At 59.7% G+C, this 14,379-nt stretch carries 8 protein-coding genes and 1 pseudogene; 8 read left to right on the top strand and 1 reads right to left on the bottom strand.

Annotated elements, in window-relative coordinates; all coding sequences use genetic code 11:
- Positions 1 to 53: 53 nt before the first annotated feature.
- The 5 genes from SJ05684_RS23185 (at position 54) to traR (ending at position 8,977) form a co-directional block, all read left to right on the top strand.
- Entirely contained in the window at positions 54 to 1,031 is a 978-nt protein-coding gene (locus SJ05684_RS23185) for an MBL fold metallo-hydrolase (protein ID WP_095694357.1), read from the top strand.
- A gap of 168 nt (positions 1,032 to 1,199) precedes the next feature.
- Positions 1,200 to 4,538: an adenylate/guanylate cyclase domain-containing protein gene (locus SJ05684_RS23180; protein WP_034858520.1), complete on the top strand. Its 3,339-nt coding sequence runs from the start codon at positions 1,200 to 1,202 to the stop codon at positions 4,536 to 4,538.
- Between the two features lie 448 nt (positions 4,539 to 4,986).
- On the top strand, positions 4,987 to 6,366 hold the full coding sequence (locus SJ05684_RS23175) for an FAD-binding oxidoreductase (protein ID WP_034858521.1): 1,380 nt from the start codon (positions 4,987 to 4,989) through the stop codon (positions 6,364 to 6,366).
- A 750-nt stretch (positions 6,367 to 7,116) separates the two neighbouring features.
- A complete protein-coding gene (locus SJ05684_RS23170; RefSeq protein WP_050980175.1) occupies positions 7,117 to 8,067 on the top strand; it encodes a LysR family transcriptional regulator in 951 nt (316 codons plus the stop codon).
- Positions 8,068 to 8,278: 211 nt separating this feature from the next.
- Positions 8,279 to 8,977, top strand: coding sequence for an autoinducer-binding transcriptional regulator TraR (traR, locus tag SJ05684_RS23165; protein ID WP_034858522.1), 699 nt, complete (start codon positions 8,279 to 8,281; stop codon positions 8,975 to 8,977).
- A gap of 991 nt (positions 8,978 to 9,968) precedes the next feature.
- Here traR and SJ05684_RS23155 read toward each other — a convergent pair.
- Positions 9,969 to 10,662, bottom strand: a pseudogene (locus tag SJ05684_RS23155) (IS91 family transposase); the annotation flags it as partial.
- Between the two features lie 294 nt (positions 10,663 to 10,956).
- Here SJ05684_RS23155 and SJ05684_RS23150 point away from each other — a divergent pair.
- The 3 genes from SJ05684_RS23150 to SJ05684_RS23140 all read left to right on the top strand — a co-directional run bounded on the left by SJ05684_RS23150 (position 10,957) and on the right by SJ05684_RS23140 (position 14,378).
- Positions 10,957 to 11,922 (top strand): LysR family transcriptional regulator, encoded by a 966-nt coding sequence (locus SJ05684_RS23150; protein ID WP_244426716.1) that lies wholly within the window; start codon positions 10,957 to 10,959, stop codon positions 11,920 to 11,922.
- 197 nt (positions 11,923 to 12,119) lie between these two features.
- On the top strand, positions 12,120 to 13,133 hold the full coding sequence (locus SJ05684_RS23145) for an amino acid ABC transporter substrate-binding protein (RefSeq protein WP_034858526.1): 1,014 nt from the start codon (positions 12,120 to 12,122) through the stop codon (positions 13,131 to 13,133).
- Between the two features lie 57 nt (positions 13,134 to 13,190).
- Entirely contained in the window at positions 13,191 to 14,378 is a 1,188-nt protein-coding gene (locus tag SJ05684_RS23140) for an amino acid ABC transporter permease (protein WP_034858527.1), read from the top strand.
- Position 14,379: the final 1 nt, after the last annotated feature.

Raw genomic sequence — 14,379 nt, 5'->3', positions numbered from 1 at the left:
TTTCGTCTAAATTTCTGTGGGGTTCGGGGCATCTCGGTAGAGGAGACCCCTTCATGTCAGTCATCGATCGGCGAAGTTTCCTGAAAGCAGCCGCCGCTGGCGCTGTCGCCACGGCTTCTGGCAGGTCCACCGATGCGACAGCCGCCGATACCGGCGCTTCTGTGGAAGCACCGGGTTTCTATCGCTTCCGCCTCGGTGACTTCCACATTGCCCCGCTATGTGACGGGATGTTTTTCCTCCCCATGGACAGCATTGCAACGAATGCCGAAGCGGGCGAAAGAAAAGCGTACTTCGACGCCCACTACATGACGGCGGACGCGTTCCCGCTTCAGGCCAATCCTCTATTGATCGAGACGGGGGAGAAGCGGATACTGGTCGACACAGGCATGGGTCCCAACCTGAATTGGGCACCTACCGCCGGGCGGCTGGCCAAATCACTTGACGAGGCTGGCGTCACACCCGAGGCGATCGACACGATTGTCCTTACCCATTGTCATGTTGACCACGTGGGCGGTCTGAACGCCGCGGCGACCAAGCAGTTCCCAAACGCCGAAGTCGTTCTCTCGGAGACCGAACTGGATTTATGGAATTCTCCGGACGCAGCTTCGAAGCTTCCGGAATGGGCGGTTCCGGGCGTGCCTCAACTGCAAAAGGTACTTGCCTCGCTTGGCGACCGTTTGCGCCCGATCAAGAGCGGAGCCGATGTTGCCACCGGCATCGCGGCACTAGACACCTCAGGGCATACACAGGGCCATATATCGTTGTTGGTAGGCTCCGGAGACGAGCAGCTGCTGATCACCGGCGATGCCGTCCCCAGCATCCATATCGCCTTCGACCGGCCGGAATGGGAGATCATATGGGATCATGACCGTGAAAAGGGCGCGAAGACACGTCGGGCCTTATTGGATCGCGCTGCCCATGACCGACTGCTTGTTGCCGGCTATCATTATCCATTCCCTGGCATCGGACACGTGGTGAAGGAGGGTAACGGTTTCCGGTGGCTGCCCGTACACTGGGTCTGGGACAGCTAACGAAGCTCGTTCCAGGCGAGCTTTGCATCGAAGCGGCCAGCGGCGATGAAAACCGAATCGACCCGGACAACGCGTTCCGGCTGAACCAGAACGCCCTAGCGAAGGCACGGAGCCCCAAGGCAGCGGGAAGGCGTTCGAATAAGCGAGCGGAGCCCGCACGGAGGTGACTTGGACATTGGGCAATGGCTGCGCGACCTCGGTCTGCAGTCCTACGAGCAGGCGTTTCGCGACAACGGGGTCGACCTCGACGTCCTGCCCCACTTGACGGCCGACGACCTGAGGGAGATCGGTGTTTCGGCGGTCGGCCACCGGCGTAAGATCCTTGACGCGATTGGCGAGCTCGCGTCCCGGCTGCCGGAGGCAGCAGATCTGCAGGTTCCGCCCGGGGCCGAGCGACGACACCTCACTGTAATGTTCTGTGACCTCGTGGGCTCGACGGCGCTCTCCGCGCGACTGGACCCCGAGGACCTGCAGGAACTGCTGCGATCCTATCACACGCGCGTCGGCGATGTAGCTGGGAGCTATGGTGGCTTTGTCGCCAAATACTTGGGCGATGGCGTACTTGTCTACTTCGGATACCCAAAAGCCCATGAGGACGACGCTGAACGGGCAGTACGCGCGGGGCTCGCTCTGGTCGAAGGCGTGTCAGAACTGACGGCGGCCGGCGAGCGCCTCAATGCGCGCGTTGGCATCGCCACGGGGCTGGTGGTGGTCGGCGACCTTATAGGCGTGGGTGAGGCGCAGGAGCGTGCGATAGCGGGCGAGACGCCCAATCTCGCAGCTCGGCTGCAGGGGCTTGCCGAGCCCAGCGCGGTGGTCATCGCCGACGCCACGAGACGACTTGTCGGCGAGCTGTTCGAGCTCTCAATGCTCGCCCCGTCGTCGCTCAAGGGTTTTGCCGAGCCGGTTCTGGCCTGGCGGGTGATCGGTGAGGGAAAAGCCGAAACCCGGTTTGAAGCGCTGCACGGCGCACATCTCACACCCCTCGTTGGCCGCAACGAGGAGCTCGGCCTCGTATTGTCGCGCTGGCGGCAAGTAAAACAGGGGAGCGGGCAAGTTGCCCTCATTGCAGGCGAGCCCGGCATCGGCAAGTCGCGGTTGGTTCTTGCGCTGCGCGAACGGCTTCAGGGAGAGTTGATGGCTTCGCTCACCTACGCTTGCTCACCGCATCACGCCAACAGCTCGCTCTTTCCCTTCGTCACGCAGCTCGAGCGGGCTGCGAGTTTTGCGCCGGATGACTCCTGGGAGACCCGCCTCGACAAGCTGGAATCTCTGCTGCAGGAAACAGCGGCGAGCCCCAATGCAGTGGCGCTCTTTGCCGACCTGCTAGGCATTCCGGCCGAGTCGCGGCACCCGCTTACCGCCATGTCGTCGCTGCAGAAGAAAGGGCTTCTCTTCAGGGCATTTCTCGCACAGCTCGATGCGCTGGCGGTGCGCGGCCCAGTGCTTGTGGTGCTCGAAGACGTGCACTGGCTCGATCCGACTTCGCGCGAGCTCTTCGATCAGATGGTCGAGCGCCTTCAGCAGCTGCCGGTGCTCCTGGTCGCGACGTTCCGGCCGGAGCTGCCGCCGCCCTGGATCGGCTTTCCGCATGTCACCCTGCTCACGCTGAACCGCCTGGCGCAGGCTCAGGCCCGGTCACTGGTCGAGCGGGTTACCGGCGGCAAGGCGCTGCCCGCGGACGTGCTCGAACAGATTCTGGCGCGGACGGAGGGCGTGCCGCTCTTCGCCGAGGAGCTGACCAAGGCGGTGCTTGAATCCGGACTGCTTAGGGATGCCGGTGACCGCTACGTTCTCGATGGGGCGCTTCCGCCGCTGGCAATACCCGCGACGCTGCATGACTCGCTGGTGGCACGCCTCGATCGGCTGGCTCCGGTGAAGGAGGTCGCACAGATCGGCGCCTGCATTGGCCGCGAATTTGACCACGAGCTGCTTGCCGCCGTTGTTTTGCTGCCGGAGGCCGACCTCGTGGCGGCGCTGGATCGTCTGGTCGCGGCCGAGCTTGTCTTCCGCCGCGGCATTCCTCCAGCGGCCACCTACATCTTCAAGCATGCGCTGGTGCGTGACGCTGCCTATCAGAGCCTGCTGCGAACGCGTCGCCACGAGTTGCATGCGAGGCTCGCCACCGCGCTGGAGAGAGAATTTCCCCAGACGATAGAGAGTCGACCCGAGCTGGTCGCCCGTCACTTCGACGAGGCGGGGCTCTTCGAAAAAGCAGTCGGGTACTGGCTGCGAGCGGGCCGACTTGCGGCTGGCCGCTCTGCCAACGTGGAAGCAATCGCGCATCTGCGGTCGGGGCTCGCCAGCCTCGCGGCGCTTCCTTTCGGCGAGCCTCGCTCGCGATCGGAGTTGTCCCTGCAGGTGGCTCTTGGCGCCCCGCTGCTGGCCACGAAGGGGTATGCATCACGCGAGGCGGACGCAGTCTATCAACGCGCCGAGCACCTGAGCCGAGAGCTTAGCAGCGACGCGGATCTATTCACCGCGATAAGAGGGCTCGGATACGTCTATCATGTTCGCGCCAACCTTCGTGAGGCGAAGCAGCTTATCGACGAAGCGGTGGATCTTGCGTGCCGGATCGGCGACCCGGCGTTTCTCGTCGAGGCATTTCATTTTGCCGGGGCAGTGACGTTTCATCTCGGGGACTTCCAGGCCGCCCGTGACTGGTTGCAGCAAGGTATGGACGTCTGTGACCAGCGCGGCCGCTACCCCTCAGGAATCTACGGCATCAATATGAGCACCTTCTGCCGCGCATATATCGCCCACTGTGATTGGCATCTTGGCTATCCTGACCGCGCGTTGCGGACCGCCGACGAAGGGCTTGCGATCGCCCGGGAAGACGCACGCCCCTTCAGCATCGCGATCGCGCTCGATTACTTGGCGATGCTGCACCAGTTCCGAGGCGAGCCGGAGGCAGCGCTCAGAATCGCGGAGGAGGCCGGCAGCCTGTGCCTGGAATATCGCTTCGACTATTACGGTGCATGGAGCGCGCTGGTGCGCGCTTGGGCGATCGCCGAACAGGATCGATTCGAGGAGGGGGTCGCCGCCTATCGCGTAGCGCTGAAGGAATTCGCGGAAACCGGGGCCGGGCTGCGGTTGCCGCACTACTTAGGTCTGCTTGCTGCCGTTCACCGTAAGGAGCGGGAGGCCGCCGCCGGCCTCGAGCTTGTCGCCGAAGCGGCCCAGATCGCGCAGAGAACCCAGGAGAGTTGGTGCAATGCTGACCTCGAACGCGAACGCGGTGAACTGCTGTTGCTCGACGCGTCCGACGACTCTCGAGAGAAAGCCGAAGCGGCCTTCAAGCGAGCGATCGAGATCGCAATCGATCAGGGCGCGAAGATGCTTGAATTGCGGGCCAGCACTGCGCTTGCCCGCTTTTGGGCCGAGCATATCGACGGACGCAGAAAAGCTCTTGACCTGCTTGCGCCGATCTATGACCAGTTTACTGAGGGATTTGACACGCCCGACCTTCTGCGGGTCAGGACGCTGCTTGGCGAACTGCGACCGTAGCAGCAGCAAGACAGCCGGAACTCGACAAGCCTCCACAGCGAATTCGCGCGGAGAACCAAAACTCTGTCGCAAACATCTGGTGCAACTGAGCCGTCTCGAACCCGCGCTTTTGGTTTCAACGGCCCATCAAGTCACACCATTTAACCCCGTCGCATGAGTCTCCGTGCATTGGCAAAGCACCCGCGATGCGAGTGGTGAAAAAGGAGATGCCAAACACCGCCTCAAGATAGCGAGGGCTGATTTAACGACAGTGTGAAACGTCCCATAGATAACCGGTTTCGGGAGGCGTATTCTAGGGCGGTTCACGGCTGGCCTGGCCGCGAAAACCTCCGGACGGAACTGGCTGACTCCGACGATCGCGTTGGCGTCGCCTCCCAGTGTCTGCCGAGGCAAAAGCTCCGGCGCTGATCATGATTTTGAACAAAACTGCCACTTTAGGGAGGAAATCATGCAGGACGTAGCTACCGAAGCCCTTGCCGCGACCATGCGCGGTCCAGTTATCGGCCGAACAGATTCCGACTATGACGACGTGCGGAGCCTCTACAACGGAATGATCGATAAACATCCGCAGGTGATCGCGCGGTGCGCAGATGTCGCCGATGTTGTCACGGCAGTCAATTTCGCACGTGAAAACGGTCTCCGCGTCGCCATCCGTGGAGGTGGTCACAACGGTCCGGGTCTTGGCAGCGTCGACGACGGGCTGATGATCGACATGGCGATGATGAAGGGCGTGCGCGTAGATCCGGCCAACCGCACTGTCCGTGCGGGGCCTGGTTGCACGCAGGGCGACGTTGACCACGCGACGCATGTTTACGGGCTGGCGGTGCCAGCCGGCATCGTCTCCACCACGGGGATAGCCGGACTTGCATTGGGCGGTGGCACCGGTTACCTGACCCGCAAATACGGGCTCACCATTGACAGTCTGCTCGAAGCCGACGTCGTGCTGGCCGACGGCAGCATTGTCACAGCAAGCAAATTCGAGAACTCCGATCTCTACTGGGGCCTTCGCGGCGGCGGCGGCAATTTCGGCGTTGTCACGAGCTTTTTGTTCCAGGCACATCCGGCAGACATGGTCTATGCCGGCCCGATTTTCTGGGACCTCGAGGATGCCGCCACCGTCATGCGTGCTTATCGGGATTTCCTGCCTACGGCACCCGAGGAACTCGGCGCATTCGTCGGGTTGAAAACCGTTCCGCCGGTCGACCCGTTTCCCGCCGAACACCAGGGAAAATACGCATGCGCCATCATAGCTTGCTACAATGGACCCGCGGAAACGGGTGAGGCGGTCATAGGCGAGTTGCTTGGCAAGGCGCCGGCGTCGCTCTTCAATTGGATGAGCGTCATGCCGTTTCCGGCATTGCAGTCGATGTTCGATCCGTTCTTTCCGAAAGGCTTGCAATGGTACTGGCGCGGCGACTTCGTCAAGGAACTGACAGACGAGGCGATCGAGGTCCACATTGCGCAAGCGAGGAAACTCCCAAGTGCGCTCTCGCTCATGCATCTTTATCCAATCGATGGCGCAGTGCACCGTGTGGGCAGGAACGACACAGCCTGGAACACGCGCAACGCGACGTGGTCGATGGTCATTGCCGGCGTCGACGCCCACCCGCAGAAGGCGGGCGAGATCACCCGCTGGACGAAGGGCTATTGGGAAGCGATCCACCCTTATTCGGATCGCGGCGGCTACGTGAACTTCATGATGGATGACGAGGACGACAGTCGCTTAAAGGCAACGTATGGCGATAACTACGATCGCCTCGTATCCTTGAAAGGAAAATACGACCCGAGCAACTTCTTCTGCGTCAACCAGAATATCAGGCCGATGTGATGACCGGCTTCGAATGACCGTCTGGCTCCAAGAAGCGGAATTGGCCACCGACGACATAAAAGTCCGAAAGTTCGCTTGTCGCCTGTTAAGGTCGACGAGCAATACGAACTCGTCCACCCTAGAACGGCATTCCAGCGGCTGATCGGTTTACTGAAATCTCTTCTGGTAATCACTCAAACTATCTTCTGAAATCGACATTAAGTGTGCCGAATGGCTGTGCTTCCGTCCATAGAAAAATGCGCTGGTCAGGAGCAGCGATGCCCGGTGGCAAAACCCAAAAATGATCATGAGTTCAGGGATCGGCGTTTTCTCTCGCGCTGGCGGGCCGCTTCCTTTCTTCTTGCGGGCGCGCGACATAGTGCGGGGGACGTTGCAGGTGGGCACGCCAAAGTACTGCTGTCTTGAACGCCTTCGTGAAGTGGCTCTGTGAGGCATAGCCACAAGCCGACGGCGCCTGCAAACGGCTCAGGCTCCCGGCACGCAGAAGATGCTTCGCTCTCTCGACAAGATCGTGATTTCCCGGGGTAGTTGGATCTAATGATATTGCCGTCGGCGGGAAGTTGTTCGCCTCCCGGGCGCATGGACAATCAGTCGACCGCCGTCGAAATCCCTTTGTCCCACATTCGCAGTCTACTGTGGGAACTAATTGGTTCTGTATTATCAAAAAATAAACGATTGATCCATGCGTGCAATTAATAGATGATCTGCCTACCGGTCGCGGAGCCTTGCGCCGTTTGGAGAGGACAGAGCATGGAACTGCGTCAGATGAGATGTTTTGCGGCGCTGGCCGAGGAGCTCCATTTTGGTCGCGCCGCGGCGACCCTCTCCATGGCACAACCCGCCCTCAGCGTGCAGATACAAACACTGGAAAAGGAGCTCGGCGTGCAGCTCCTGATCCGCTCTACGCGTCGCGTTGAACTGACCAAAGCCGGCGAAGTCTTCTACGAACGTTGCATCCGTGTTCTGCGAGAGATCGAAAACAGTTCCGCTATCGTCCGGGCCGTTGCAGGCAAGGATGTCGACCGCATCACGATCGGAACCATATACCCTGCGACCTTCGGTGTTTTGCCGCTCTTTCTAAGCAAACTCGGCAAACGTTTTCCCGATGTAGAGATTCACGTCAGCGCCGGCTCGACCGATGCAATCATTCGTGATCTAGAAAAGGGCCGCATCAATCTCGGGTTCATACGGCCTGTCGAGAATATCGGATCGCTCCGTTGGCAGAGCATTGCCAACGAACGCTATCTTCTGGCGGTCCCTCTTGGCAGCCCGCTGGCGACGGCGGAAACCGTCGCAATGAGCGATCTGAAGCAGGAGCGGATCATTTCCTTTTCCCGCTCGAATCTGTCTTACACAGAGAAGTACTTCTTCGAGCAGTTCAGAAAGCATGGCCTTCTCGATCACGTCGCCTATAGCTGCGACGATACGCTCTCACTCGTTTCGCTCGTTTCCGCCGGAATTGGCGTGGGCTTCGTTCCTGAATGGACGAAGGATTTGCCCAATCGGTCGTTTCACCTTCGCGAAGTGAAAGGGGTAGATTTCACGATCGGCATGGGGCTTGCCTGGAACAAGGAGGACCCCACCGCCAATCGAGACGAGATCTTGGAAATCGCCCGCTCCCTCGGATCACTGCGTAAACCCGTCGGCAAGCATTCCGAAGGGGCCGGCAAGAAACGCCGTCTGTCGGCGTATGGCGAGTAGGCAGTCGAAGTATGCCATGGAAGGATGAGTCTGACGTTGGCGGCGCGGTTTCCTGGGGCCGAAACCTTGAAGGCCCTGCCGAGCTCCGCTCTCCAAGCTCTGCGTACTGCTTTGCGCTGCCAGTCGTTGAAAGTCGTCCGCGACCAAATGTCCATGTCTTGCTTGGTAGGGATTGCCTCAGTGGGACGGGATGCAACAAGAGGATTAGAACGTGGAGATTTGGTTCCAGAAGCTAATCGATGTTACGGCTGTGGCGCGCACGAGGGAGATGTTCAATGAAGCACTCACCGAGCTCGCGGGGGAGCTCGGCTTCGAATATTACGCCTACCTCAATCTTCAGCCGGTCGGAACATTCGCTGTTTCGAACTATTCTCCCGAATGGCAGGATCGGTATTTCTCCAAGAGCTTCAATGAGATCGATCCCGTGGTCCAGATCGCCAAGTCCACGATGAAGGCTTTCACCTGGACTTCCGAGAATACGAGGACAGTCAGGTCGAGACGTGTTCGGCGGTTCTATCTGGATGCTGCCGGGTTCGGCATCCGGTCGGGCATCACGATTCCGGTCGCGACTGCATTCCGGCGGATGGCGATGCTGACCATTGCCTCGCACAGGCCGTCTCTCTCCCTGGATCGAGATATCGATCCAGTCGCAGCCGCAACGGCGGTCGCTCAGCTGCATGTGCTAATCGAGCAGGCGGAAATTGAACCGACGTCAAAACCGAGCATCCGCATGACCGCCAAACAGGCGCTGATGCTCAAGTGGTCCTCCGAGGGCAAATCCATGAGAGACATCGCCCGCATCGAGAATATGACCTACTCGAATGTGAACTTCCATATGAACAACGCTCGCAAGAAGCTCGATGCCGGCACGCTGGCGCAGGCGACGGCACTGGCGACAAAGCTCATCTAAGGTCGGGTCGCTCAATAGGAAGGAGCCTGTCAGTGGGGGCAGAATACGAAGTGTTTCCACAAGTGAGAATGGGCGCAAACGCGGCGATCTGCATTACCTATTGCCGATAGTTTTTAAAAAAAGCCGACCGCACCGCCTCCCACGGCGGGCTTTTGTCGTTACTCACCGCACCGGCACCGCTGGGCGACAGAGCTGATCGCATTCAACTTCCGATCCGTGAGTTGGTTGATCGACGGTGTCGCCGCGCGCACCGTATCATGTAAGCGGCGCGACGTTATCTTCATCGTTGCTAATGGCAACCATCTCATCGCCTGTCCTGCGCTCGCCCTCGGCGAGGCAAAGCAGCCGGAAGCGCCTGGCCGCTTTCCGTGCAAGATGTTCCGACTCTGATTGTTGTCTTCGGTCGACGGTGAAGTAATCTAGCTGTTTGAAACTCCGCAATTCCGGACGGAAAACCCTCGAAAGCCGACCGCGCCTTTTGAGCTGCAGTCGCGTTTATGTCGGCTGTCCAACGAACCGTTGCAGTGACAATCCGGACCATATTCGCGTTGTGCGACACGCGCATGCGAGGCAGGATGGTGGCGAAAGCAAAAAAAGCTCTGCGCACGGCCGATTTCCGCGCAAAGCGGACTCTCGATATCGTCGCGGGACTGTCTCCTATGGTGAAGGTTTTTCGATGCGGGCCGCGGCGCGACGGTGGCGGCTGGGGCTGTGTCGGCCCGCGTTGAAAAACCTCCCAAGGAGGAGGCCACGGGGGCTGGGTGGAGCGCCTATGGGAAAAGCGTGCGGCTGCGGTTGTTCAAGGTGGAGCGTCAGCCGCAGAAGGGTTGCCCCGAGGGCTTGCAATGAGACGATCGGGATTGGGGTGGCAGGTCTTTCGTAGGCTCGCATCGGCGGTTTTGCAGTGTGCTCGGTTGACCGACGCAAACTGGCGCGAGCCCGGAACGCATCGCAGATCCGGGCCGCCTTGGCTGATGTGACGTACGTTTCGTCATGCCGCGCCCTTTCGGGGTGGCCGCGGGATCTGGGTTGCTGGCCACGGCGGAATATCTCGACGAGGCGCATCGGGCCGCCGCAATGCAAGCATGGCTGCCTCAGGGTGAGCGGGATGCTCTCGGTGCTTGGCGCGTCATCCTGCGATGGCGCCTCCGCCCCGAGCAGTGTCCTGATCTTGGCGACATTGGCCTTGCGGTTTGCGCCGGCCAGCAAGCCGTAATGGCGGATGCGGTGAATCCGTCGGGCAGCACGTGGATCAGGAAGCGGCGGATGAACTCGTCGGTGGCCAGCCGCATCACCTTTTGCCGGTCACCGGTCTTGATGCGGCAATCCTTCCAGCGGAAGGTGACCGTCTCGGCATCCGCGCTGATCAGGCGGTTGTTGGAGAGGGCGACGCGGTGGGTGCAACGGCTGAGATAGGCCAAAACCGCCTCGAGACCGCCGAACGGGGGCTTGGCGTAGACCACCCATTCGGATTTGCGCAACGGGGCAAGCCAGGCAGCGAAGGCATCCGCCTCTGCCAGCCCGGCCAGATCACCGAAGAAGGCCAGGTCGCCGGAGTGATGCAGTGCCATCAGGCCCTCAAGGAATAATCGCCGGAACAGACGCGACAGAACCTTTACGGGCAGGAAGAACCCGGGGCGACATGAGATCCAGCGCGTGCCATCCGGCGACAGCCCGCCACCGGGCCCAGGATCGCAAACCCGCAAATGCACGGCGTTCAGATCATTGCCGCACCCTCACCACGGGCGCCAGCGCCGCGCGAGCGGCTTCGTCCTTGGGTCGCGGGCCGTCGTGTGCGCGGCGGTGCGAAGGTGGTCGCGCTCTGCGCTCAAAAGATCCGCACGGCGACTGAAGCCTGGTGTGTTCTTGGGTCTTGGCATAGCATGCCACCACTGTTGCTAACCTAGGCCTTGCTATCTCCCGAAGGTTGTTGCCATGCGCAGTGCGAAATGCTTCCCTAAGCTCCATGAGTCTTGCTCATGGAGCTTTCGATGTCTGTAGGCGACGTTGATCTGAATCTTCTTCGCGTGTTCGACGTGTTAATGCAGGAACGAAGTGTCACGGGCGCCGCCGACCATTTGGGGCGGACCCAGTCTGCCGTCAGCCACTCTCTCGCCAAGCTGCGCATCCTTTTCAAGGACGAATTGTTTACACGAGATGGTGGCATCATGAGACCCACGCCGCGAGCGCTCGAGCTGGCGCCGGACTTGTCTGATGCGCTAGCCAAAATTCGCGCGTCAATCGGGCGCTACAGGGTTTTTGATCCCGCCACGACTGAGCGAAAGTTTCGTGTCGGTCTCACTGACTATCATGCGATGATATTCATTCCGCCGTTGATCAGGGAATTCTCAAAGCAGGCGCCGCATGCCACGCTCAATGTGATTCCCGCCAACCGGGTCGAGGCGGAAACCACCGACTATTTTCGGCAGGTAGACTGCACGCTAACGGGCGCAAATCTCAAGGACGATCCCAGCTTGGCCAAGGTGGAACTTGGGCAGGACAGGTTGCTTTGCGCGGTGTGGAGCGGTAGCCAAATCGCACGGAGGCCGCTGAGCCTGGAGACTTATTTGTCGGCTTCGCATCTTCAGATTTCGGCAGATGGTCTGTCTGAGGGCTTGGCTGATGCTGCACTGAGAGATCGTGGTCTCAGGCGAACGGTCGTGGCCACCATCTCAAACTACTTGGTTATGCCATGGGTCCTGAGGGGAACCGAGCTCATCACTCATTGCGGGGACGGAATTCTTCAAATGCTTGATGAAACAAGCGAGGTGACACTTCTCTCGCCGCCAATCCCCATTTCATCCGTAAGCGCAAACCTCGTCCTCCATCGGCAGATGGCCGCTGATCAGGGGACCCTGTGGCTGCGCCGACTGATAACCGAACTTTACCACGCCGCTCAAATAAAGAAGAATGAAGTAATACTGGCGAACAAGTTCATGACATGAGCCTTGCCCCGGCGCTAGTCAAATACGGTGGGCAATAAAATCGTCAACTTGTCCCGAGTCGCGACTGATCAACACAGGTCCAGCGGCGGCGGTGAGTGATATGAGCGGTATTCATAATCGGAATGAGGACGATCAATTTGACAAATTAATCGCTTGGGGGCCACCCTCTTTTGGCAATATAAAAAGGGGATCCTTCCATGCGAAAAATTATGACTGGAGTTCTCGGCGCGGCGCTTGCCGCTTATGCATCCACCGTCTGGGCAGGGACGCTGGACGACGTAAAGGCAAAAGGAATTCTCACGTGCGGGACAAACCCGGCAACGGCGGGTTTCAGCGTCCCCGACAACGATGGGAAGTGGACCGGGTTCGTGGTCGATTACTGCCGTGCTGTGGCTGCCGGCGTTCTCGGCGATGCGACGAAGGTCAAGTTCATCCCCCTCAATGCAAAGGATCGCTTCACCGCGCTCCAGTCCGGCGAGATCGACATTCTGGCGCACAACGCCACCTGGACTTCCTCGCGCGATACCTCTCTCGGCATCATTTTCGCCGGCACGTATTTCTATGACGGCCAGGGCTTCATGGTGCGCAAGTCGGACAACATTAAGTCGGCGAAGGATCTGGACGGCGCATCGATCTGCGTTTCGCAGGGAACGACCACAGAGCTGAACCTCGCAGATTACTTCCGCTCCAACGGCATGACCTTCAGCGCTGTCGGCTTCGCGGACGAGGATGCGGTCATCAAGGCCTATGAAGAGGGGCGGTGCGACGTCTTCTCCGCCGACACGTCCAGCTTGAACGCCGCCCGTATCCGCATGGCCAACGCCGGTGACAGTGTCGTTCTCCCCGAGATCATCTCCAAAGAGCCTCTCGGACCCGCTGTCCGCCAAGGTGACGATCAGTGGCTGAACATCGCCAAGTGGACTCTCAATGTCATGCTCGCCGCTGAGGAGTTTGGCGTCACCTCCAAGAACGTCGACGAGATGAAAGACTCCGACAACCCGAACATCCGCCGCCTGCTGGGCGTCGAAGGGAGCTTCGGCAAGGATGTAGGGCTCGGCGAAACGTGGTCGCAGGACATCATCAAGCAGGTCGGCAACTATTCCGAAATCTTCGAGCGTTCGATCGGCAAGGAATCTCCGTTGAAGATCGAACGGGGCGTAAACGCTCTCTGGAACGCAGGCGGTCTTCAGTACGCGCCCCCCATCCGTTGATGAGCGAGGAGGCCGCCGCGAAGAGCAGCGGCCTCCTGGTAAATTTGGGAGGCACGGATGGTTGACATCACTCAGCCTGCGCACCTGCGCAGGGCTTTCTCGATCTATGACAAGAAGATTCGCGCAATCGTCTATCAAGCCGGGTTGGTTGTAAGTCTGGCTGTCGTCGTTACAGCAATCGCGATTCAAACTGTTTCTAACATGAGACAGCGCGGCATTCCCCTAACGTTCGACTTCTGGAACCAGACGGCTGGCTTCCAGATAAATCAGACCCTCATCCCTTACGACACCCTTTCCAGCTATGGCCAGGCATTCTGGGTCGGAGTGGCGAACACACTTCTTGTCAGCGCTCTCGGCATCTTGCTTGCCACAATCCTCGGATTCCTGATCGGCATCTCGCGTCTTTCCCACAATTGGATCGTCGCCAAGGTGGCAACTTCGTACGTTGAGGTCATCCGGAATATCCCGCTGCTGCTTCAGCTTCTGTTCTGGTACAACGCGGTACTTAAGCCGCTGCCCGCCCCGAAGGCTTCTATCGCCCTTCCTGGAGGGATCTACCTCAACAACCGTGGAATCATCCTGCCTGCTGTCGAGTTTCATGCAGGCGCCGCCTTGGTGGGCATGGCGATCGTTGCCGCAGCCGCATTCGCGACCGCATTCAGCGCCTATGCAAGCGGCGTTCAAAACCGAACCGGCAAGCAGCTTCCGGTCTTGGTCGTCCACCTGCTCCTGCTCACGGGCTTACCGCTGGTTGCTTATGTGGGGGCGGGAAGCCCATGGTCTTTCACATATCCGGAGCTCAGGGGTTTCAACTTCCGCGGCGGCCAGCAAATCTACCCGGAGTTCGCGGCGCTCCTGATCGGCCTCTCCGTCTACACCGCGTCATTTGTCGCCGAAATCGTTCGCGGGGGCATACAGGCCGTCTCAAAGGGTCAGACCGAAGCGGCCCATGCGCTCGGGCTCCCGAAAGGCAAGACGTTGCGTCTCGTCGTGGTACCTCAAGCGCTCCGGATCATCATTCCGCCTCTGACCAGCCAATACCTGAACTTGATCAAGAACTCCTCGCTTGCTGTTTTCATTGGATATCCTGACCTCGTGCAAGTCTTCGCGGGATCGGTGCTTAACCAGACAGGTGCCGCGGTCCAGGTGATGGCCATAACGCTTGTCGTGTACCTGGTCATCTCCCTCATCACGTCAGCAGCAATGAATGCCTTTAACCTGCGCTTCGCGCTCGTGGAGAGATAGA

Source organism: Sinorhizobium sojae CCBAU 05684 (assembly GCF_002288525.1).
Lineage (GTDB): Bacteria > Pseudomonadota > Alphaproteobacteria > Rhizobiales > Rhizobiaceae > Sinorhizobium > Sinorhizobium sojae.
Note: the sequence above shows the minus strand (reverse complement) of the source record. Positions and strands in the feature narration are given on the sequence as shown.